This is a genomic window from Leifsonia poae (assembly GCF_050632195.1).
In the GTDB taxonomy this organism is placed as follows: domain Bacteria; phylum Actinomycetota; class Actinomycetes; order Actinomycetales; family Microbacteriaceae; genus Leifsonia; species Leifsonia poae_C.
Map to the genome: position 1 here is coordinate 3,138,612 of NZ_CP192580.1, position 22,382 is coordinate 3,160,993.

At 69.0% G+C, this 22,382-nt stretch carries 19 protein-coding genes; 14 read left to right on the top strand and 5 right to left on the bottom strand.

Annotated features, from left to right (window positions below; translation table 11 throughout):
* Positions 1–35 precede the first annotated feature (35 nt).
* Positions 36–2,099 (top strand): phenylacetic acid degradation bifunctional protein PaaZ, encoded by a 2,064-nt coding sequence (paaZ, locus tag ACQ86A_RS15785; protein ID WP_431277911.1) that lies wholly within the window; start codon positions 36–38, stop codon positions 2,097–2,099.
* A 240-nt stretch (positions 2,100–2,339) separates the two neighbouring features.
* Here the strand turns inward: paaZ and ACQ86A_RS15790 are convergent, their stop codons facing one another.
* On the bottom strand, positions 2,340–2,936 hold the full coding sequence (locus ACQ86A_RS15790) for a TetR/AcrR family transcriptional regulator (RefSeq protein WP_431277912.1): 597 nt from the start codon (positions 2,934–2,936) through the stop codon (positions 2,340–2,342).
* An 81-nt stretch (positions 2,937–3,017) separates the two neighbouring features.
* Between ACQ86A_RS15790 and paaA the strand changes: the two genes are divergently transcribed.
* The 8 genes from paaA to ACQ86A_RS15830 all read left to right on the top strand — a co-directional run bounded on the left by paaA (position 3,018) and on the right by ACQ86A_RS15830 (position 10,140).
* Positions 3,018–4,034 carry a 1,2-phenylacetyl-CoA epoxidase subunit PaaA gene (gene paaA, locus ACQ86A_RS15795; protein WP_431277913.1) on the top strand — a complete coding sequence of 339 codons (1,017 nt, stop codon included), beginning with the start codon at positions 3,018–3,020 and terminating at the stop codon, positions 4,032–4,034.
* Entirely contained in the window at positions 4,034–4,348 is a 315-nt protein-coding gene (gene paaB, locus ACQ86A_RS15800) for a 1,2-phenylacetyl-CoA epoxidase subunit PaaB (protein ID WP_431277914.1), read from the top strand. Before paaA ends, paaB begins: the two co-directional genes overlap by 1 nt.
* A complete protein-coding gene (gene paaC, locus ACQ86A_RS15805) occupies positions 4,345–5,199 on the top strand; it encodes a 1,2-phenylacetyl-CoA epoxidase subunit PaaC (protein WP_431277915.1) in 855 nt (284 codons plus the stop codon). Before paaB ends, paaC begins: the two co-directional genes overlap by 4 nt.
* Positions 5,196–5,708, top strand: a complete 513-nt coding sequence (gene paaD, locus ACQ86A_RS15810) for a 1,2-phenylacetyl-CoA epoxidase subunit PaaD (RefSeq protein ID WP_431277916.1) — start codon at positions 5,196–5,198, stop codon at positions 5,706–5,708. The genes paaC and paaD overlap by 4 nt, the downstream gene beginning before the upstream one ends.
* Positions 5,709–5,724: 16 nt before the next feature.
* Positions 5,725–6,813, top strand: coding sequence for a 1,2-phenylacetyl-CoA epoxidase subunit PaaE (gene paaE / locus ACQ86A_RS15815; RefSeq protein WP_431277917.1), 1,089 nt, complete (start codon positions 5,725–5,727; stop codon positions 6,811–6,813).
* Positions 6,814–6,862: 49 nt separating this feature from the next.
* Positions 6,863–7,633, top strand: a complete 771-nt coding sequence (locus ACQ86A_RS15820; protein ID WP_431277918.1) for an enoyl-CoA hydratase/isomerase family protein — start codon at positions 6,863–6,865, stop codon at positions 7,631–7,633.
* A 133-nt stretch (positions 7,634–7,766) separates the two neighbouring features.
* Positions 7,767–8,564, top strand: coding sequence for a hydroxypyruvate isomerase family protein (locus ACQ86A_RS15825; RefSeq protein ID WP_431277919.1), 798 nt, complete (start codon positions 7,767–7,769; stop codon positions 8,562–8,564).
* Between the two features lie 187 nt (positions 8,565–8,751).
* Positions 8,752–10,140, top strand: a complete 1,389-nt coding sequence (locus tag ACQ86A_RS15830; protein ID WP_431277920.1) for an LLM class flavin-dependent oxidoreductase — start codon at positions 8,752–8,754, stop codon at positions 10,138–10,140.
* Positions 10,141–10,391: 251 nt separating this feature from the next.
* Here the strand turns inward: ACQ86A_RS15830 and ACQ86A_RS15835 are convergent, their stop codons facing one another.
* Complete coding sequence (locus ACQ86A_RS15835; RefSeq protein WP_431277921.1) at positions 10,392–11,732, bottom strand: maltokinase N-terminal cap-like domain-containing protein; 1,341 nt, start codon at positions 11,730–11,732, stop codon at positions 10,392–10,394.
* 88 nt (positions 11,733–11,820) lie between these two features.
* Positions 11,821–13,164 carry a peptidoglycan DD-metalloendopeptidase family protein gene (locus tag ACQ86A_RS15840; protein ID WP_431277922.1) on the bottom strand — a complete coding sequence of 448 codons (1,344 nt, stop codon included), beginning with the start codon at positions 13,162–13,164 and terminating at the stop codon, positions 11,821–11,823.
* Positions 13,165–13,400: 236 nt separating this feature from the next.
* On the opposite strand from ACQ86A_RS15840, the gene lepB reads away from it, so the two are divergent.
* A complete protein-coding gene (gene lepB / locus ACQ86A_RS15845; protein WP_431277923.1) occupies positions 13,401–14,117 on the top strand; it encodes a signal peptidase I in 717 nt (238 codons plus the stop codon).
* Positions 14,118–14,253: 136 nt separating this feature from the next.
* Here lepB and ACQ86A_RS15850 read toward each other — a convergent pair whose 3' ends face one another.
* On the bottom strand, positions 14,254–15,201 hold the full coding sequence (locus tag ACQ86A_RS15850; RefSeq protein ID WP_431277924.1) for a siderophore-interacting protein: 948 nt from the start codon (positions 15,199–15,201) through the stop codon (positions 14,254–14,256).
* A gap of 100 nt (positions 15,202–15,301) precedes the next feature.
* Between ACQ86A_RS15850 and ACQ86A_RS15855 the strand changes: the two genes are divergently transcribed.
* The 4 genes from ACQ86A_RS15855 (at position 15,302) to araA (ending at position 20,466) form a co-directional block, all read left to right on the top strand.
* A complete protein-coding gene (locus ACQ86A_RS15855; RefSeq protein ID WP_431277925.1) occupies positions 15,302–16,318 on the top strand; it encodes a LacI family DNA-binding transcriptional regulator in 1,017 nt (338 codons plus the stop codon).
* A gap of 148 nt (positions 16,319–16,466) precedes the next feature.
* Positions 16,467–18,248, top strand: coding sequence for a xylulokinase (locus tag ACQ86A_RS15860; RefSeq protein WP_431277926.1), 1,782 nt, complete (start codon positions 16,467–16,469; stop codon positions 18,246–18,248).
* Complete coding sequence (locus tag ACQ86A_RS15865; protein WP_431277927.1) at positions 18,245–18,949, top strand: L-ribulose-5-phosphate 4-epimerase; 705 nt, start codon at positions 18,245–18,247, stop codon at positions 18,947–18,949. Before ACQ86A_RS15860 ends, ACQ86A_RS15865 begins: the two co-directional genes overlap by 4 nt.
* Entirely contained in the window at positions 18,949–20,466 is a 1,518-nt protein-coding gene (araA, locus tag ACQ86A_RS15870) for an L-arabinose isomerase (protein ID WP_431277928.1), read from the top strand. The genes ACQ86A_RS15865 and araA overlap by 1 nt, the downstream gene beginning before the upstream one ends.
* 114 nt (positions 20,467–20,580) lie before the next feature.
* Here the strand turns inward: araA and ACQ86A_RS15875 are convergent, their stop codons facing one another.
* Positions 20,581–22,368 carry a beta-galactosidase gene (locus tag ACQ86A_RS15875; protein ID WP_431277929.1) on the bottom strand — a complete coding sequence of 596 codons (1,788 nt, stop codon included), beginning with the start codon at positions 22,366–22,368 and terminating at the stop codon, positions 20,581–20,583.
* Positions 22,369–22,382: the final 14 nt, after the last annotated feature.

Sequence of the window (22,382 nt, forward strand, 5' to 3'; positions counted from 1 at the left end):
ACAGCATACCCAGGCGGTACCGAGGAGGTTTCACGATGACGCTGCAGAGCATCCTGCCCAGTTATGTGAGAGGCGCCTGGTGGACGCCGGAGACCGAGGAGGGTGCCGTCGAGGTGCGCGATGCCTCGACCGGAGCGCTCGTCACGCAGGTGAGCACGCGGGGGCTCGACCTCTCGCGAGTGCTCGACTACGCGCGAACGGTGGGACAGGCTTCGCTCGGAAAGCTGACGTTCCACCAGCGCGCGATGCTGCTCAAGCAGATGGCGCAGCCGCTCACGGAACGCAAGGACGAGCTGTACGCGCTGTCGTCGCGGGCCGGGGCGACGAAGGCGGATTCGTGGGTCGACATCGACGGCGGCATCGGGGTGCTGTTCACGTACTCGTCGAAGGGCAGGCGCGAGCTGCCGAACGCGCAGGTCTACGTCGACGGACCGGTCGAGAACCTGTCGAAGGACGGATCCTTTCTCGGGCAGCACGTCTACACCCGGCTGCCCGGGGTGGCCGTGCAGATCAACGCGTTCAACTTTCCGGTGTGGGGATCGCTCGAGAAGTTCGCGCCGGCCTTCCTGGCCGGGGTGCCGACGGTCGTGAAGCCGGCGACCCCGACCGGGTACGTCGCGGAGGGTTTCGTGCGCATCCTGGTCGAGTCGGGGCTCCTGCCCGACGGCTCGCTGCAGTTGATCTCGGGAAGCGTTCCCGACCTGTTCGATCACCTGCGGCTCGGCGATCTCGTCGGCTTCACCGGCTCGGCCTCGACCGCGGAGAAGCTTCGGGCTCACGACTCGGTGCAGACCGGAGGTGTGCGGTTCACGAGCGAGACCGACTCGATCAACGCGTCGGTGCTGGGGGCGGATGCGGTCCCCGGCTCGGCCGAGTTCGACGGGTACGTGAAACAGCTGGTCGTCGAACTGACATCGAAGGCCGGCCAGAAGTGCACGGCCATCCGGCGAGCGCTCGTGCCGACGCCCCTCGTCGACGACGTGATTTCAGCGGTGCAGGCACGCATCGACGAGCGCGTCGTCGTCGGCGACCCGCGCGCCGAGGGCGTGACGATGGGACCGCTCGCCTCGCACGAGCAACGCGACGAAGTGCTGCGGCAGGTGCTGCGGCTGGTCGACGCGGGCGGCGAGGTCGTGATCGGCGCGCTCGACGAGCCGAGCATCCTGAAAGCGGACGGATCGCGCGGCACCGCGCCGGAAGGTGCGTTCGTGGCACCACTCGTGCTGCGGTTCACGGATGCGGAGGCTGACGCCCTGCACACGGTGGAGGCGTTCGGGCCGGTCGCGAGCATCCTGGGCTACTCGGACACGGCGGACGCTGCCCGGCTTGTTGCGCGCGGCGGCGGCTCGCTCGTGACGAGTGTCGCGACGCACGACACGACGATCGCGCGAGATCTGGTCATGGGGCTGGCGCCGTACAACGGGCGGGTGCTCGTTCTCGACCGCGACGACGCGCGAACGTCGACCGGGCACGGGTCGCCGGTTCCGCACCTCGTGCACGGCGGGCCCGGGAGGGCCGGTGGTGGCGAGGAGCTGGGCGGGATCCGCGCGGTGCTGCACCACATGCAGCGCACGGCGGTGCAGGGGTCGCCCGAGATGCTGACCGCGATCACCGGGGTGTGGCATCGGGGGGCTGCGGCGAACGATGCGGCACCGCATCCGTTTCGCAAATCGCTGGCGACGTTGAAGATCGGGGACCAGCTGTCGTCGGAGCCGCGCGAGGTCACGCTCGACGACATCGAGCACTTCGCGGAGTTCACGGGCGACAAGTTCTACGCCCACATGAACGAGGAGGCGGCGGCCGCGAATCCGTTCTTCCCGGGACGCGTCGCGCACGGGTATCTGCTGGTGTCGTTCGCGGCCGGGCTGTTCGTCGACCCGGACGTCGGGCCCGTGCTCGCGAATTCGGGACTGGAGAACCTGCGGTTCGTGACGCCGGTGTCGCCGGGCGACAGCATCCGTGTCGCCCTGACGGCGAAGCAGATCACCCCGCGCGAGACGGACGACTACGGCGAGGTGCGCTGGGATGCCCTCATCACCAACCAGGACGACGCCGTCGTCGCCACCTACGACGTCCTCACCCTCGTCGCGAAGTCCTAACGCGCGCGCTGCGCTGCACTCGCTTTGCGCTCTGCTCAGCGCCGCGCGCTCGCGCTCGCTCTGCGCTCGCGCTCCCGCGAAACGCAATCGACTCCGGGAGAAATCCCGCTAAGAGCGTGCTCAGAACGGGATTTCTCCCGGAGTCGATTGCGTTTTGAGCGCGGAGCGCGGAGCGCGTGAGCGGAGCGGAGGCAGCGGAGCGGAGCGGAGCGCAGCGGAGCGGAGCGCAGCGACCGCGGGTCAGGGCGTGCGCAGGCCGTCGAGGGCGATGGTCAGGATGTCGGCGGCGAGGTCGGTGGGCGACTCCGGGCCGTCGGGGCGGTACCACTCGACGATCGAGTTGATCATGCCGAAGAGGAGGCGCGAGACGATCCCGGGGTCGATGTCGGACCGCAGCGAGCCCTCGTCGCGCGCCTCGACCACGAGTGCGGCCACCGCGCGATCGAAAGCCCGGCGACGCGCGAGCGCCGCACGCTCCACATCCGTGTTGCCGCGTACGCGCAGCAGCAGCGTGACGTACGGCACCTTGGCGGTCAGCACATCCACCGCCCCGCGCAGCACATACGCAAGACGATCAGCGGCGCGTCCGGATGTGGCGCCCGGCTCGAGCAGCACACCCTCGAGCCCGTCGAGCGCCTCGTCCAGAGCGAGCTCGAGCAGCTCGTCTTTCGAGGAGACGTGGTGGTAGATCGCCGACTTCGAGAGCCCGAGGCGCTCCGCGAGCATCCCGATCGAGGTCGCGTCGTAGCCGTGCTCGTTGAACGCCGCCACGGCCACCTCGAGGATGCCGCGCTGGTCGTAACCAGGCCGGCCGCGTCGCAGGGAGGTCTCAGTCATGTCGCCTCCAGTGTGGCATGCACTCAGGCTCGCGCGATATACTAACCGAACGATCAGTTAGTAATTCAAGGAAGGTCGACGATGACCACCGCAACCGAGCCGGCGACGCACCCCGACCAGACCGCCGGGACCACCGACGACGAGGCCCAAGCAGCCGAAGCCGAGGGCCGTCAGCGCTTCGACGACCTCATCGGCTCCGACTCCCGCATCGAGCCCCGCGACTGGATGCCCGACGACTATCGCAAGTCGCTCATCCGGCAGATGTCGCAGCACGCCCACTCCGAGATCATCGGCATGCAGCCCGAGGCCAACTGGATCACGCGGGCGCCGAGCCTCAAGCGCAAGGCCATCCTGATGGCCAAGGTTCAGGATGAGGCGGGCCACGGCCTCTACCTCTATTCCGCCACGCAGACCCTCGGCATCACCCGCGACGAGATGACCGAGCAGCTGATCGCCGGCAAGGCCCGATACTCCTCGATCTTCAACTACCCGACCCTGAGCTGGGCCGACATGGGTGCGATCGGATGGCTGGTCGACGGCGCCGCGATCTGCAACCAGGTGCCGCTCTGCCGCGCCTCGTACGCGCCCTATGGCCGCGCGATGGTTCGCATCTGCAAGGAGGAGTCGTTCCACCAGCGCCAGGGTTTCGAGATCCTGCTGCAGCTGATGCGGGGTACTCCCGCCCAGCAGGCGATGGCTCAGGATGCGGTCGACCGCTGGTACTGGCCGTCGCTGATGATGTTCGGCCCGCCCGACGACGACTCCCCCAACTCCGCCCGCTCGATGGCCTGGAAGATCAAGCGGTTCTCGAACGACGACCTGCGGCAGCGGTTCGTCGGGATGCTCGTGCCGCAGGCCGAGGCGCTCGGCGTGACCCTGCCCGATCCCGAGCTGCGCTGGAACGAGGAGCGGCAGGCCTACGACATGGGCGAGATCGACTGGACCGAGTTCCAGGAGGTGCTCGCCGGGCGCGGCCCGTGCAACGCCCAACGGATGCAGCGCCGGCGCCAAGCACACGAAGACGGCCGCTGGGTGCGCGAAGCAGCAGCGGCGTACGCGGCGAAGCGTGCAGAACAGCTGACGGGAGCACCCGCCTGATGTCCGCTCCGGGAACCCCCGACCACGCGCATCCTGAGACCTGGCCGCTCTGGGAGGTCTTCGTACGCTCCAGCCGCGGCCTCAGCCACGTGCACGTCGGCTCGCTGCACGCGCCCGACGAGACGATGGCCGTGCGCAACGCCCGCGACCTCTACACCCGCCGCAGCGAGGGCGTCTCGATCTGGGTCGTCCCCTCCGATGCGATCACCGCGAGCGATCCGGATGCGAAGGGCGCGTTCTTCGAGTCCCCCGCCGGCAAGAACTACCGGCACGCCACCTACTACACGGCAAGCGAAGGGGTGAAGCACCTGTGACCGACGACCTGCACGGCGACCCCGACCTGCACGGCGACCCCGAGCTGCACGGCCACGTCGAGCTCACCGCGGTCACGCTCTCGGAGGAGTTCGTCACCAGCGACGAGCGCGCGAGCGACGACGTCGCCGAGTACGCGCTCTGGCTCGGCGACGACTCCCTGATCCTCGCCCAGCGGCTCGGCGAGTGGATCTCCCGCGCTCCCGAACTCGAGGAGGATGTGGCGCTCGCGAACATCGCCCTCGACCTGCTCGGACACGCGCGGTCGCTGCTGCGCTACGCGGGCACCGCATCCGCACGCAGCGAAGACGAGCTCGCGTACTGGCGCGACGAGCACGAGTTCCGCTCGGCGCACCTGTTCGAGCAGCCGAACGGCGACTTCGCGCACACGATCGTGCGGCAGTTCGCTGTGGCGCACTACCTGTTCGAGCTCTACGGGAGACTGCGCGCATCCGTCGACCCCGTGCTCGCTGCGATCGCTGCGAAAGCGGTCAAAGAGGTCGACTACCACCGCGATCACGCCGACCAGTGGATGCTGCGGCTCGCGCTCGGCACGGACGAGTCACGGCGCCGTCTGCTCGTCGCTCTCGCCGACCTGTGGCCGTCGGTCGGTGAGCTGTTCGAAGACGAGCCGCTCAACGATCGGCTCGAGGATGTCGCGCCGCGTCCGTCGACGCTGCGCCCGGCTTTCGACGCGAGTATCGAACCGGTGCTCCGCGAGTGCGAGCTGGAACTCCCGGCGACCTTCGTCGACTCCGGCGGCGGTCGTCGCGGCCGACACTCCGAGTACCTCGGGCCGCTCCTGGCGGAGCTGCAGGTTCTAGCACGACAGCATCCGGGAGCGAACTGGTGAACGGGCACAATGCATGGAGCAGGCACGCCTCGGAAGCGACCCGTGCTTGGACGACGGCGGCCGCGGTCATCGACCCGGAGGTTCCGGTGCTCACGATCGACGACCTGGGAATCCTGCGCGAGGTGATGGTCACCGACACCGGCGTCGAAGTGGTCGTCACCCCCACGTACAGCGGCTGTCCGGCGATGGAGACGATCCGCGAGGATGTGGTGCGCGCGCTCGCCGCCGAGGGCTTCGGACATGTGACAGTGCGACTCACGCTCTCGCCCGCCTGGACGACGGACTGGATCAGCGACGCAGGCAAGGCCGCGCTGGAGCGGTTCGGGATCGCGGCGCCGACCGGGCGCACAGCGGTGAACGGTCCGGTGGCTCTGTCGCTCGCGGTGAAGTGCCCGCACTGCCAGTCGCTCGACACCCGTGAGCTCTCGCATTTCGGGTCGACCGCGTGCAAGGCGCTTTACGAGTGTCGCGCCTGCGGGGAGCCGTTCGACTTCCTGAAGCCGTTCTGATGCGGGAGGTCTTCTGATGCCCCGCGCCCGCTTCCACACGCTCGCGGTCGCCGAGGTGCGTCCGCTGACCACGGCCAGCGTCGAGGTCACGTTCTCCGTACCCGACGAGCTGCGCGGCGAGTACGACTACCTGCCGGGCCAGCACGTTGCTCTGCGCGCGACCGTCGGCGGGCACGAGCTGCGCCGCAGCTATTCGATCTGCCGGCCGCCGACTCCGGGCAGCATCAGCGTCGCGATCAAGCGCGACCTGGGCGGGGCGTTCTCCACCTGGGCGACGAGCGAGCTCACCGCCGGCGACCGGATCGACGTGATGAGTCCCCAGGGCACCTTCACAACCGACCTCGGCGCGCTCGACGGAAAACATGTCGTCGGTGTCGCCGCCGGATCGGGGATCACACCGCTGATGGCGCTGGCACACAGCATCCTGGCCGCTTCTGACACCAGTAGGTTCACGCTCGTGTACACGAATCGCACCGCGATCGACGTGATGTTCCTCGACGAGCTGTCCGACCTGAAAGACCGCTACCCGGCCCGCCTCGCGCTGCACCATGTGCTCTCCCGGGAGCAGCGGTCGGCCCCGCTGCTCTCGGGCCGCATCGATGAGGAGCGGCTGCGACGGATGCTCGACCTGCTCATCCCCCCGGCCACCGTCGACGAGTGGTTCCTCTGCGGACCGTTCGAGCTGGTGCAGCTCTGCCGGGATGTGCTGGAGTCGCTGGATGTGCCGCGCACGCGCATCCACTTCGAACTGTTCACCACGGGTGAGCCCGGGCAGGTGACGGGCGATCACGGTCGGCCCGTCATCGCGCACGAAGGCGACAAGACCGTCGAGATCGAGTTCTCCCTCGACGGCCAGACCTCCACCGTGACCACTCCGGTCGACGCGAACGAGTCAGTGCTGAACGCCGCCCTCCGCGTGCGACCGGATGTGCCGTTCGCCTGCGCGGGCGGCGTGTGCGGAACGTGCCGCGCCAGACTCGTGTCGGGTGATGTGCGAATGACCGAGAACTACGCGCTCGAGCCGGAGGAGCTGGAGCGCGGATACGTGCTGACGTGCCAGTCGCATCCGCTGACCGATCGGGTGGTGGTCGACTATGACGTCTGAGCGTGTGTCTGGATCTGATGGCGCGTCCGAAATCGACGAGGAGGGCTCGATGATCGACCTGGCCATCGCCGACGGGGTCGCGCGCGTCACCCTGAATGCGCCCGACAAACTGAACGCTCTCGACGAAGACGCCCTGCGCGATCTCGACGCGGCTTACGCGGACGCCGAAGCTGCCGGAGTGCGCGCGCTCGTGCTCCGCGGCGAAGGGCGCTCGTTCTGCGCCGGTCGCGACATCGCGGGCGTCGACCCGGCGACCGACGATGTGAAGGGGGTCCTCGAGGGGTTGGTCACGCCGCTCCTGCAGCGGATCAGCGCGTTTCCGGCGCCGACCTTCGCTGCTGCGCAAGGCGCATCCCTCGGCATCGGGCTCGGTCTGTTGATGGCGACCGACGTCGTCTACGTCGCCGACTCGGCGAAGATCGGCTCGCCGTTCGCGGCCCTGGGCGCGCTGCTCGACTCGGGCGGCCATGCGCTGTTCGTGTCCCGGCTGGGCGCGCACAAAACACTCGATCTCATCTACACCGGGCGGCTCATGTCGGGCACAGAGGCGGTCGAGTCCGGGCTGTTCAGCCGCGTGCTGCCAGTCGCTGAGCTTCAGGATGCGGTGGATGCGGCCGCCGCGAGCGCAGCATCCGGAGCCACCGCCGCTTTTCTCGCGTCCAAGGCGATCGTGCGCGAGCTGCGCGACGGACAGCTCGCCCTCTGGGACTCGGTCGCTGCCGAGAACGCGGCCCAAGCGGCGCTGCGCGACACCGCGGACTACCGCGAGGGCTTTCTCGCCTTCCAGCAGAAGCGCCCGCCCCGCTTCACCGGCCGCTGACCGCCGCTGCTTGATCGCTGGGCCGCCGTCGTTTGCCAGTTGAAGTCGCTCTCAGCGGCTGAGAACGACGTCAACTGGCAAATGGGCGCTCGCCCAGCCGCACCGGTATGGTCGGGCCGGTATGGTCGGGCGAGTGACGAACAAGACGGACGAAGGAGTCAGGATGCGCGACCTCGCGGTCAACCTGGAGTGGCTGTTCACCGAGGCGGGCGACGATACCGCGTCGCGCATCCGGGCCGCCGCGGAGCACGGGCTCAACGCGGTCGAGATCTGGGGGTGGCGGGATAAGGAGATCGCCGCCATCGAGGACGCCCTCTCCAGCACGGGCGTGCAGCTTCTCTCGCTGATCGTCGACCCGCAGCTACAGCTGACCGATCCCGCGACGCACGAAGAGTACCTCGCGGGCGTGCGCGATTCGCTCGCGGTCGCACAGCGCCTGCGCTCGCCGAATCTCGTCGTCGTCTCGGGTGCCGAACGGCCGGGCGTCCCTCGCCAGGAGCAGCACGATGCCGTCGTCTCCGTGCTCACGCGTGCGGCCGCCCTGCTCGACGGCAGTGATGTGACGCTGCTGCTCGAACCTCTCAACACGCGAGTCGATCATCCGGATGCGTTCCTCTCCAGCACGCTCGAGGGCCTTGAGGTGGTGCGCGAGGTCGGCTCCCCGCACCTCCGGCTGCTGCTCGACGCATACCACGCGCTCATGATGGACGAAGACCTCGCGGCAGTCGTCGGCCCCGACATCGACCTGGTCGGGCACGTGCAGGTCGCCGATATCCCCGGACGCCACGAACCCGGCACCGGGACGGTCGACTGGGCCCACCAGTTCGCCGTGCTTCGCGGGCTCGGCTACGCGGGCGCCTTCGGGATGGAGTACGTCCCGACCACCGAGACCCGCGCATCCCTCACCCACGTCGCCTCGCTCACCCGCTGACCCGCACCCTCCCTCTTCCCTCGCGCGCCGAGTGTGGAGTATCTACCGTTTTCGACCCCCGATTTCGGTAAATACTCCACACTCGGCGCGCAGCGGGAGGAGCGGCCTGGCGCGCGGGCAGGCCGGTGACGTTACGGCGTGTTGCGGGCGGGATGCGCGGAGCGTCGGTCTCGCGCATCCTGGGGGCATGACTCGGCAGATCCGCTTCAACGCCTTCGACATGAACTGTGTCGCCCACCAGTCCTCCGGGATGTGGCGCCACCCCGACGACCAGGCCTGGCGGTACAAAGACCTCACTTACTGGACCGAGCTCGCCAAGCTGCTGGAACGCGGGGCGTTCGACGGCATCTTCATCGCGGATGTGCTCGGCACGTACGACGTGTACGGCGGGTCGAACGAGGCCGCCATCCGCCACGGCGCCCAGGTTCCGGTGAACGATCCTGTGCTGCTGATCTCCGCGATGGCGCTGGTGACCGAGCACCTCGGGTTCGGGGTCACCGCGGGTACCGCGTACGAGCATCCGTACCCCTTCGCCCGACGGATGTCGACGCTCGACCACCTGACGAACGGCCGGGTCGGCTGGAACGTCGTCACCGGCTACCTGCCGTCCGCCGCGCGCAACATGGGACACGAGGACCAGCTCGAGCACGACGACCGCTACGACCACGCCGACGAGTACCTCGAGGTGCTCTACAAGCTCTGGGAGGGCTCGTGGGAGGACGACGCCGTCATCCGCGACCGCGAGTCGGGCGTGTTCACCGACCCAGCCAAGGTGCACGAGATCGGGCACGAGGGCAAGCACTTCACGGTGCCCGGCATCCACCTGAGCGAACCGAGCGTGCAGCGCACTCCGGTGATCTACCAGGCCGGCGCGTCGAGCCGCGGCATCGGATTCGCCGCCGCGAACGCCGAGGCCATCTTCGTGGCCGCCTCCACCAAGGAGGGTCTGAAGGCCACCGTCACGAAGATCCGCGACGGCCTCGAAGCGGCCGGCCGCGACCGGTACGCGGCCAAGATCTACACCCTGCTCACGATCATCACCGATGAGACCAGCGAGAAGGCACAGGCCAAGTACGAGAACTACCTCGAGTACGCCAGTGCCGAGGGCGCGCTCGTGTTCATGTCGGGCTGGATGGGCGTCGACCTGTCGCAGTACGACCTCGACGAGCCGATCGGCAACGTGCAGAGCAACGCGATCCAGTCGGTGGTCGCGAACTACCAGCGCGCCAACGAAGACGGCAGCGAATGGACCGTGCGCGACATCGGCCGCCTGGGGGCGATCGGCGGCCTCGGCCCGTTCATCATCGGGTCCGGCTCGGAGATCGCCGACCAGCTGCAGCAGTGGGTGGAGGACACGGACGTCGACGGCTTCAACCTCGCATACGCGATCACGCCGGGCACGTTCGAGGACGTCGTCGAGTTCGTCATCCCCGAGCTGCGCAAGCGCGGCGCATACCCGGAGGAGTACGTTCGGGGCAGCCTCCGCCACAAACTGCACGGAGCCGGCGACCGGCTGCCCGCCGATCACAAGGGTTCTCGCTACCGCATCGGCGCCTCGGCGAGCACCGCTCGCTGAGGCCGGCGCCGCCGCACGAGGCGTGCGGTTCAGAGCACGCCAGCGGTCATCCCGACCAGCAGCCGTCGCCCGACTGAACTGTCCGTTCTACCTGTTGCTTCGGGACGGACGGCGGGACAATCAGCACCAAGGCGGCACATTCTGGCTTCGAAGCGTGCACGCCGGCCCGGCGCCTGACGCGAGGGTAACGCGTGGGCGCCGAGGCTTGCCCGTCAGGTCACGCCCGCCCGTTCGGTGCGTTCACTCGCCGATCAGGTCACCCTCGCAGACAGCAACCGGTTCACCGCGGCCAACGGGATCGGCAGCCAGGCCGGCCGGTGGCGCGATTCGTAGGTGACCTCGTAGACCGCTTTGTCCAGTTCGAAGGCGTCGAGCAGTGCGGCGTGGTCCGCGACTGCGCTTCCGGCGACCTGGGCGTAGCCGTCGAGATACGACTGACGAGCGCGAGCGGCCCAGGATGCAGCGTCGACCGGCGGGTCCCGCCGTGCGAGCGATCCGGCGACGTAGTCGAAGGAGCGGAGCATCCCGGCGACGTCGCGGAGGGGCGCATCCGGAATCGCACGATCGGCCAACGGGCGCAGGGGCTCCCCCTCGAAGTCGATGAACTGCCAGCCGCGCTCGGGCGAGTAGAGAACCTGGCCGAGGTGAAGGTCTCCGTGGATGCGCTGCAGCAGCGGGTGCGCGGACTCCGCGGCGAGCGCGTACACGGCCGCGATACCGGCTCGGGACTCGGCGATGACGGGAACTTCGGTGCTGGCGAGCGTGAGCCGCTGGAACATCGCGTCGAGCGCGACGGCGACATCATCCCGCGTCGCGATCTTCGTCGGCAGCACTTCGGCGAGCTGCGCGTGCAGCTCGGCCGTTCCGGCGCCGAGGGCGAACGCGCGGTCGGAAAAGTCCTCTCCGCGTTCTGCGGCACTCACCGCGAGCTCCCACCCGTCTTCTGCTCCGCTCAGAAAGTTCTGCGCGAGAGCGAGCTCTCCGGATGCGGTGCCCAGCCCATCCGGTCGCGGCCAGGTTCCGGCGACCCACCCCCGCAGTGCCGGCGTTCGCTGCGAACCGCCCTGGGTGAGCGCGGCCAGCGTGGAGACGTCGGGATTCGCGCCATCCTGAACCACCCGGAACACCTTGATCAGTACGAGCTCTCCGTTGTCGAGCTCGCCGACGATCGACGTGTTCGACTGCTCACCGGTCAGCTTGCGCGAGGAGTGCAGCTTGAGCGCCTCGCCGATGCGGTAGCCGCGCGCGACAGCATCGGCGCCTTGCGTGCGGCCCACCCCGCAGATCAGATCGAGGAGCGACGACACGTATGACTCGTCGGCGGGACCGTCGTAGAGATGACGGCCGCCGGCCTCGCCGATGTACGCCGTCGGGTCGCCCTCGCGGTGCGCTCGGGCGACGACCGGTACCTGGTAGACGCGAGGGAGCCGAGGGGCGTCGTCGGCGAAGAAGTGGGTGAGGACGCGGGCGCCGTCGGCCGCGGGTTCGGCTTCGAACGATGCCAGCAGGCGCAGGCGGGGTTCGACGCTCTTCGTCGAGTACCAGCGCTGCAGGCGCATCCATGACCCGACGAGCTCGGTGAGTTCGGTCATGTCTGCAACGTACGCCCCCGTTCGCGGATGTCCCAGAGACTCTGAGAGAGCGCCCAGGTGTCGTCGTCGGCGGCGCACAGCCGCGGGCTCAGCGCTGGCCGAGGTCGATCCCCCGCGCGGCCATGAACGGCTGCGGGTCGATCTGGAGGCCGCCGACGCGCACCTCGAAGTGCAGGTGACAGCCCGTCGACGCCCCGGTCGTCCCGACGCGGGCGATCTGATCGCCGGCCGCGACGACCTGCCCGACCGTCACGGCGATTCCGCCGTCGACGATGTGGCCGTACGCGGTCTGCACTCCCCCACCGTGGTCGATGAGCACGAAGTTGCCGTACCCGCCGTTGCGGCCGGCCTGCACGACCGTTCCGGCGTTGGCAGCGAAGATCGGGGTGCCGCAACTCGCGCCGATGTCATCCCCGGGGTGGAACAAGGCTGTCCGCGCCGGACGCGATGGACGCGGGCCGAACACATCGGTGAGTGTGCCGTGAACCGGGAGCGCCCAACCCGAGGCGTCGGCGGGCACGCTCAGCAGCGCTTGCCAGCCGGCACCGGCGAACTGGAGCGTCGGCAGACTGTCGAGAGCGCTGGCGGCCGCATCGACCTGGGCTTGGGCTGTTGCGATAGCCGTCTCGTTGGCGCTCACGGTCTCGTCGACGCCACGAGCGGCCTGTGCCGCGACATTCGATTGGGACGCCAGTTCCTTCGCTCGGCGAGCGTCGGCCGAGGCCGCTTTGACGACGGCGGTGACGGATGCGGTGGCGCGGTTGAAACGGTCGACCGCGCCGAGCTTCTGGAGCAGGTTGCCCGAAGAGGCCAGCGCAGCAGCGAGCGGATCGGCTCGCTGCGACCTCGTGCCCTGCGTGCGCAACAGTGCCGTCGCGAAAGCTGCCGAGGCGGCGGCCTTCTTCTTGGCGGCGTCCGCCCGCTTCTTCAGTAGGTCGGCCGCCGACTGCGCCTGATCCTGGGCGCGCTGGGTGCCGCGGGCGGCATCCGTCGCCGTCTTCAGCGCCTCCTGGGCGTCGGCCAGTTGGCTGGCGAGCTGCGTGGCCTGCTCCGATTGCGCCTGATCGAGCACGTATCCGTTGGACAGCACGGGGTTGGGGGCGAGTGGGATGTTGTCGGTCGGCGCGGGGGCAGGCGGGTCAGTGGGTGTGGGGGTTGGGGTGGGCGTCGGGGTAGGCGTCGGGGTCGGGGTCGGGGTGTCCGACGGATCCGGCGTGGGGGTCGGGGTGGGCGTCTCGGTCGGGGTCGGAGTCGGCGTCGGGGTCGGCGTCGGGGTCTCCGTGGAACCCTGGGACGGCTGCGGGTCAGGAGTGAGCTGCGGGTCGGGGGTCGGCGTCGGTGTCTGCTCCGAGCATCCGGAAGCCCCGCCCGAGCACTCGTCGGCGAAAGCGGCCGATTGCGCACCCAAAGAGAGACCGGCGACCAGCCCCACGACGGTGAAGAGTCGAGCAAGAGGCCAGAGGCGACCAGCGCGGCGCGGTCTTCCGCGTCGTGACTCCACTGGTGGACGCTCAATCGGGCTTGGCATGGTCACGCGGGCCCCCGGCGGGTGCCTGAGAACTCGTCTCTCGATGGTCTCACCGGCGGGTGCGCGAAACAAGGGAGAGTATGCCACCCGTTCGGGAGTCGGATGCGTCTCACAGCATCCACCCGGTACCGTGTTCCACTGTGACCGAGACTGCGACGCCCCGCCCCCGCCGTGCCGCCAGGAAGGCCACCTGGAAGACACTGCTGCGCGACGTGCTCGTGATCTTCGTCGTCGCAGTGCTCGTCTCATTCCTGATCAAGACCTTCGTTGCCCGCTCCTTCTACATCCCGTCGGGGTCGATGGAGAACACGCTGCAGATCAACGACAGGATCATCGTGAATGAACTGCAGCCCAAGGTCTTCCCGCTGCAGCGCGGCGATGTGGTCGTGTTCAAGGATCCGGGCGGCTGGCTTCCCCCGCAGGCTCCCGTCGCCACCAACCCGGCCTCGGCCATCCTCGACTTCGTCGGGCTCAGCGCGACGGACAGCGATCAGCACCTCGTCAAACGGTTGATCGGACTGCCGGGGGACAAGATCACCTGCTGCAACGCCCTCGGCCAGATGAGCGTCAACGGTGTGCCGCTCAAAGAGCCGTACGTGCTGCTGCCCGCGGGCGTCGAGGCCGTCTCGCGCGACGACTTCAGCGTGACCGTCCCCGCCGGCAAGATCTGGGTCATGGGCGACAACCGCTACAACTCGGCGGACTCCCGCTACCACCAGAACGACCCGGGCAAGGGATTCGTCCCCCTCGACGACGTGGTCGGCCGCGCGTTCGTGCTCAGCTGGCCGGTCAGCCACTGGACCTGGCTCGACGACTACTCGAGCACCTTCACCGGAGTGCAGACCGCCAAAGGCTGAGCCACAGGTGCAGGGCACGGCTCCGCATCGAGTCGTGCGAAAAGTGCGCGTGCGCCCCTCCGAACTGCACTTTTGGCACGATTCGAGGACCGCTAGGCACCGCCGCGCCGCGAGCCGCAGCCACGCCTCGGCGGCGCTAGTTCTCCGACTTGCCGAGGCGCCAGTACCCCATGAACGCCACGCGTCCGCGGTCGACGCCGTTGCGGGTGACCAGGAGCCGTCGAATGGTCTTCACGGTTCCGGATTCGCCGGCGATCCACGCATAGAGACCACTCGGGGCGTGCTCCGGGAGCTCCCACAGCGTCTCGAGGTCGATGTCGATGTCGTCGAGCTGCTGCACGCGTGCTGCCGCGGCGGCTTCGACCGTCTCGGGATGCGCGGCCACCCAGCGTTCGACGGCCGGCACCAGCTCGCATCCGTTCACCCCGCCGGCGCGGTCGAGCCAGGTGACCGAGAAGTGGTCGGGCAGGTCGAGCGGGAGGCGGTCGGCCGCATCCGGAACCTCAATGAAGGCGTGCACCCGACGATGGGCGGGCAGCGACTCGAGGATCGAGATGATCGCGGGCGCCGCCGTCTCGTCGCCGACGAGCAGCAGGTCGGTTGCGTCGCCCGGGCGCCAGTCGATGCCCTGGTCGGAGTTGATGCTGCGCGCATCCGGACCCACCACGATCACCTCGTCGCCGACCGACGCTGCGGCGAGCCACTGAGCTGCAGGTCCGCCATCGCCGTGAGCGACGAAGTCGACGTCGAGCTGGTTGGCGGCCTGGTCGACGCCCCGCACGGTGTAGGTGCGGAAGGGGCAGCGGAGGTGATCCGGGAGCGCCCGCCACTGGTCGTACCAGTCTCCAGATGCGAGCGACTCCTCATCGTCGACGCCGAGACCCGCGAGGGATCCGTCGGCGAGCGGGAAGACGATCTTGATGCGCTGGTCGAGGCGGTCCGTGCCGAAGATCCGGAAATCGGGCGACTCGAACGTCACACGGGTGAAGTGCGGAGTCAACGGGGTGAGTCGCGCAACGCGAGCCCGGTACGGCCGATACGCGGGGCAGTCGACCTTGACGATCGGCGACGCGACGAGACCCACACCGGCACCTTTCATTCCCTGGGACGAACTTAGGTAAGGCTACACTGACCCGCCTGAGCGAAGGGTCGGAGCGCATCCCGTCGGCCGTTATGGTGAGACCGTGGACACCCCGGAGAAGAAGGCAGGCGTGCGGGAGGTGGCGGCGCTTGCCGGAGTGTCTCGACAGACCGTTTCCCGTGTGGTCAACGACCATCCGAGCATCCGGGAGAGCACCAAGCTGCGCGTGCTCGCCGCTATGGAGGAACTGCAGTTCCGTCCGAACCGGGCGGCCCGGATGCTGTCCACCGCCCGTTCCACCACGATCGGCATCCTCGCCTCGTCGTCCTCGTCGCTGTACGGGCCCGCCAGCAGCATCGACGCCGTCGAGAGCGCGGCGCGCGAGGCCGGATACTTCGTCGCCATCGCCCATCTCGCCTCGATCGACGCCGCCGAGATCGAGGCCGCTCTCGACCATCTGATGGCGCAGGCGGTCGAGGGGATCGTCGTGGTCGCACCGCAGCGCCGGGTGCTGGATGCGATGCGCGACGTTGCGATCGCCGTCCCGTCTGTGACGCTGCACGGCGCCGAGGATGCGGGAGAGTCGACCGGCGTGTTCGTCGACCAGGCGGAGGGCGCGCGGATGGCCGTGCGGCACCTCGCGGACCTCGGCCACCGGGTGATCGCGCACATCGCCGGGCCGCAGGACTGGGCCGAGGCCAACGCGCGTCGCGACGGGTTCCTGCGGGAGGCGGAGGCGGCCGGGGTGCGTGCGGTCGTGTCGGCTCCGGGCGACTGGACCAGCGCATCCGGATACCGCATCGCGTCTGAGCTGCTGACCGACCGCGACGTCACTGCGGTGTTCTCGTCGAACGACCAGATGGCGCTCGGGGTATTGCACGCGCTCCGGCTCGACGGGCGGAGTGCTCCGGAGGATGTCAGCGTGGTCGGGTTCGACGACATCCCGGAGGCCGCGTTCTTCGCGCCGCCGCTCACGACGGTGCGGCAGGACTTCGCGGAACTCGGACGTACGTGCGTGGCCCGGCTGCTGGCCGCGATCGAGCGCAGGCCGGCACCGGCCGGTCCCGTGGTGCACCCGCAGCTGATCGTGCGCGGCTCCACCGCCGCGCGCTCGCGCTGACGCGCCCCGCCCACCCGTCGAGTTGCGCCGAATCGACCTTCGTCGCGCCCGGGAAGGTCGATTCGCCGCAACTCGCGCCCACCCCGCGGGACGTGCGGCGCGACTCGGCGATGCGGCTCGACTTGACAGGGGGCGGAGGTAGCGACGTATGCTCGTTCCCAGATCGTTTGTGACCGGTCACAAAGACGTGAGGATGATGATGGCTGCCGACAGTTCCGATGCGCGAGCCCCAGGACGCACCACGAGCGCGAGCGCGAGCGCGAGCGACCGCCCCACCACCCGCACCGCGCGCGACGCCATCGCAAGCGGCCGCACATCCCTCGGCATCGAGTTCGGGTCGACGCGCATCAAGGCCTGCCTGGTCGACGTCGACGACCCGTCGACCGTGCTGGCCGTCGGCGCCCACGACTGGGAGAACGAGTACAGCGACCGGATGTGGACGTACTCCCTCGACGCCGTCTGGTCGGGCCTGCAGGCTGCCTACACCGACCTGGTCGCCGACGCGGAGAGCCGTCACGGCGCGCATCCTGAGACCTTCGCCGCCATCGGCGTCTCGGCGATGATGCACGGCTACCTGCCGTTCGACGCCGAGGGCGAGCTGCTCGTCCCGTTCCGCACCTGGCGGAACACGACGACCGGTCCCGCGGCAGCCGAACTGACCGACCTGTTCGGCCTGAACATCCCGCTGCGCTGGTCCATCGCGCACCTGCACCAGGCGGTCGTCGACTCCGAGCCTCACGTCGAGCGGCTGGACTTCTTCACCACGCTCGCCGGATACGTGCACTGGCGTCTCACGGGACGCAAGGTCCTCGGTGTCGGCGACGCATCCGGGATGTTCCCCATCGATCCCGCGACCAAGAACTATGACGCGACACTCGTCGAGCGCTACGACGGCCTGGTCGCCGAACGGATGCCGAACATCCGTCTCACGCACCTCCTCCCCGAGGTGCTGGTCGCGGGCCAGGCCGCCGGCGAGCTGACTGCTGACGGCGCCGCCCTGCTCGACCCGACCGGCACGCTGCGACCGGGGATCCCGTTCTGCCCGCCCGAAGGCGACGCGGGAACAGGGATGGTCGCGACCAGTGCTGTCGCTCCGCGCACCGGCAACGTCAGCGCGGGAACCAGCATCTTCGCGATGGTCGTGCTGGAGCGCCCGCTCACGAACATCCACCACGAGATCGACATCGTCACCACCCCGGCGGGCGACCCGGTCGCCATGGTCCACTGCAACAACGGGGCCAGTGAGCTCGCCGCCTGGACGGGCCTGTTCTCCCGGTTCGCGGCGATCACGGGCCCGCCGCTCGACGCCGACGCCGTGTACGACGCCCTCTTCCGTGAGGCGCTCGACGGCGAGTCCGACGCGGGTGGGCTGCTCGCCTACAACTACCTCGCGGGCGAGCCGATCACCGGCCTCGACGAGGGCCGCCCGCTCGTGGTGCGCACCCCGGACAGCCGCCTCACCCTGGGCAGCTTCATGCGCGCCCAGCTCTACGGCGTCTTCGGCACCCTCGCTCTCGGGATGCGCGTGCTCTCCTCCGAGGGCGTGGCACTCGACCGCATGTTCGCCCACGGAGGGATGTTCCGCACGGCCGGCGTCGCGCAGCGGTTCCTCGCGGGCGCACTGGATGCTCCCGTCTCCGTCTCCGAGACCGCCTCCGAGGGCGGCGCCTGGGGCGTCGCGGTCCTCGCTGCGTACCTCGCGGCGTCGGCCGAAACCGACCCCGACGCCAACAACAGCACCGACCTCGACACCTACCTGCGCGAGCGGGTCTTCGGCGGGTTCGACTTCGACACGACGGATGCGCATCCCGAAGACGTCGCCGGTTTCGCCACCTACCTCGAGCGCTATCGCACCGGGCTCGCCGCAGAACGAGCAGCTGTCGAGTCGATCGCACTCAGAGCAAACGCACCGAAAGGACCCGCACTGTGACCAGCGACCTCGAGACACCCCAGGTCAGGGCTGTCCGCGAACAGGTGGCCGCCCTGCACGCCGAACTCACCCGTAACGGACTCGTCGTCTGGACGGGCGGTAACGTCTCCGGCCGCGTGCCGGGCGCCGACCTGTTCGTGATCAAGCCCAGCGGCGTGGACTACGACGACCTCTCCCCCGACAACATGATCCTGTGCACCCTCGACGGCGACGTCGTGCCGGGCTCGTTCGGCAGCGAGCGCTCTCCGTCGAGCGACACCGCGGCTCACGCCTACGTCTACCGCAACATGCCCGAGGTCGGCGGCGTCGTGCACACGCACTCGACCTACGCGACCGCCTGGGCGGCCCGCGCCGAGTCGATCCCGTGCGTCATCACCGCGATGGCCGACGAGTTCGGCGGCGACATCCCGGTCGGACCGTTCGCGATCATCGGCGACGACTCGATCGGTCGCGGCATCGTCGCAACCCTCACCGGCCACCGCTCGCGCGCCGTGCTCATGCAGAACCACGGCGTCTTCACGATCGGCCGCGACGCGCGCGACGCCGTCAAGGCCGCCGTCATGGCGGAGGACGTCGCGCGCACGGTGCACATCGCCCGCCAGGGCGGACCTCTCGTCCCCATCCCGCAAGAGGCGATCGACAGCCTCTTCGACCGCTACCAGAACGTCTACGGGCAGAGCCCGGAAGGAGACATCGACTGATGCCGAAGCCGACAACCACCCTCGACCACTACGAGGTCTGGTTCCTCACCGGGAGCCAGCACCTCTACGGACCGGAGACGCTCCAACAGGTCGCCGATCAGTCGCGTGCGATCGCCGACCAGCTCGCCGGGTCCCCGGATGTGCCGGTGCGCGTCGTGTGGAAGCCTGTACTGACCGACGCCGACGCCATCCGCCGCATCGCTCTCGAGGCCAACGCGAACGACGCCGTCATCGGACTCGTCGCATGGATGCACACCTTCAGCCCCGCGAAGATGTGGATCGGCGGCCTGCAGGCGCTACAGAAGCCGCTGCTGCACTTCCACACGCAGGCCAACGTCGAGCTGCCCTGGGGTGAGATCGACTTCGACTTCATGAACCTCAACCAGGCCGCGCATGGCGACCGCGAGTTCGGCTACATCGCCTCGCGCCTCGGCGTTCCCCGCACGACCGTCGCCGGTCACGTCACCGACCCCCGCGTCACCGGCCGCATCGGCACCTGGATGCGCGCCGCGGCCGGCTGGGCCGCCGTGCGTTCCCTGAAGCTCGCACGTTTCGGCGACAACATGCGCTTCGTCGCCGTCACGGAGGGCGACAAGACCGAGGCCGAGGTGCGTTTCGGCGTGCAGGTGAACACCTGGAGCGTCAACGAGTTGGCGGATGCGGTCGCAGCGGCATCCGAGTCCGACATCGACGCACTCGTGGCCGAGTATGAAGACCTGTACGACGTCGTGCCGACGCTGCGTCGGGGCGGAGAGCGCCACCAGTCCTTGCGCGACGGCGCCGCGATCGAGCTCGGCCTGCGTTCCTTCCTCGAGGCGGGCGACTTCGGCGCCTTCACCACAAGCTTCGAGGACCTCGGCGCGCTCAAGCAGCTCCCCGGCCTCGCCGTGCAGCGACTCATGGCCGACGGCTACGGCTTCGGCGCCGAGGGCGACTGGAAGACCGCCGTCCTGGTGCGCGCCGCGAACGTGATGGGTGCTGGGCTCCCGGGCGGAGCATCCCTCATGGAGGACTACACCTACGACCTCACCCCGGGCGAGGAGGTCATCCTGGGCGCCCACATGCTCGAGGTCAGCCCGACGCTCACGAGCGCCAAGCCGACCCTCGAGGTGCACCCGCTCGGCATCGGCGGCAAGGACGACCCGGTGCGACTCGTCTTCACGGCCGACCCCGGCCCTGCGGTCGTCGTCGCCCTCTCGGACATGCGCGACCGCTTCCGCCTGGTGGCGAACGTTGTCGAGGTCGTCCCCCCGACCGCTCCCCTGCCGAAGCTTCCGGTCGGTCGCGCGGTCTGGAAGCCCGCCCCCGACTTCACCACCTCCGCCACCGCCTGGCTCGAAGCGGGTGGCGCCCACCACACAGTGATGTCCACGGCCGTCGGGGTCGAGGCATTCGAGGACTTCGCGCGGATGGCGGAGAACGAGCTGGTCATCATCGACGAGGCCACGACGCTCCGAGAGTTCGCCAAAGAGCTCCACTGGAACGCGGCCTACTACCGCCTGGCCCGCGGCATCTAGCCGCGGCTCCTGCACAAACGACGGAGATCCCGCGCGATACGCGCGGGATCTCCGTCGTTACGGACTAAACGCCGGCGCGTCGCCCGATTTCTCCTGTCTCAGCTCTCGGTGGCCTCAGTACTCCGTGTGCCCCAGGTCGGCAGCGGCCACGAAGCAGATGTCTCGGGATGCGGCAGCGTCCAACTCCAGCACGATGACCTCGTTGACGCCCGCCACCAGTACGGCGCCGGGAACGTACAGAGTTCGCTGCGGCCCCCGCGCCCAGTAGCGCCCTAGGTTGAACCCGTTGACCCAGACCACGCCCTTGCCCCAACGCGAGGTGTTGAGGAACAGGTCTGTGGGATCGTCGATCTCGAATGTCCCGCGCGCGAACGCCGGCCCCGCCACCGAACCCAACCGCTCAGCCGATGCTGAGTCGGACGCCAAGGCAGCAGCCGCCGCAAGTGCATCCCGCACCGGCTCCAGCGAGTCGAGATCCACCGGCAGCACACCCCACCGGTTCAGTTCGACCCCGTCGAGGCAGGCCGGACCGATGAGTCCCTTGGGCTCGCCGAGCCTCGGCCCGTAATCCACTCGCCCCTGGTCTTCGACCAGCACGGTCAGCGTGCCGCGGCTCGGTGCGAGGGTGATCGCGCGGTCGTGGTGGTCGCGGTGCAGCGTGCCGATGCGGCAGCCGTTGACGAGCACCTGCGCGCGGTCGCGAACCTCGCCGAGGTGCAGCACTGCGGGCTCCGGCATGTCGATCTCAGTCTGGTAGACAACGAATCCGTCGTACTTGCCGAGCGAGTCCATCGTGGGCAGGTCGTCGACCCAGCTCCACTCCCCCAGCCGGTCCACGACCGAGAGCAGGGGCACGGATGCTGTGAGCGAGCCGCGTAGAACCGGTGCCGGCGCCGCTTCGGCCGGCACCTCATCCGGAAGCTGTGTGAACTTGCCGAGCACCTCGCGGAACGCCCAGTACTTGGCAGTCGGATTGCCCGCCTCGTCGAGAGGCGCGTCGTAGTCGTAGCTCGTGACGATCGGCTGGTAGACGCCCTTGTCGTTCGCGCCGTTGGTGAAGCCGAAGTTGGTGCCGCCGTGGAACATGTACAGGTTCACGGATGCACCGGCATCCAGCAGCGCCTCGAGGTCGGCTGCCGTCTGATCGAACGGCGTCGTGTGGTGGTGCGCACCCCAGTGGTCGAACCAGCCGTCCCAGAACTCCGAGCACATCAGCGGCCCGGTGGGCTGGTGGCGGCGCAGTGTTGCGAGCCGCTCGACCGAGCGCGACCCGAAGGATGCGGTCTTGTGCAGCTCCGGAAGGGACCCGTTCTCGAGCATGTCGTCCTGCGGCTGGTCGACCGTCGTGAGCGGCACGACGATTCCCGCGTCGAGGGTGAAGTCGGTGAGGATGCGCAGGTAATCCTTGTCGGCGCCGTAAGCGCCGTACTCGTTCTCGACCTGCACGAGGATGACCGGGCCGCCCTCGGTGATCTGCCGCGGCGCGACGATCGAGAGCACGCGGTCGAGGTAGCGGCCGACAGCGGCGACGAATGTCGGCTCGCTGCGACGGATGCCCACGGCGGGATCGGTGAACAGCCAAGCGGGGAGCCCGCCGTTGTCCCACTCGGCGCAGATGTAGGGCCCGGGGCGCACGATCGCGTACATGCCCTCGTCGGCCACAGCTTGGAGGAAGCGGTCGAGGTCGAGCGAGCCCGACGCATCCCACTCTCCAGGATGCGGTTCGTGCGCATTCCACGGAACGTACGTCTCGATCGTGTTCAGCCCCATCAGCCGGGCCTTGTGGATGCGGTCGGCCCAGTTGTCCGGGTGCACCCGGAAGTAGTGGATCGCGCCCGAGAGGATGCGGAACGGCTGACCGTCGAGAAGGAAATCGTCGCCGACGATCTCGAACGTGCTCATGGGGTGGGTCTCCT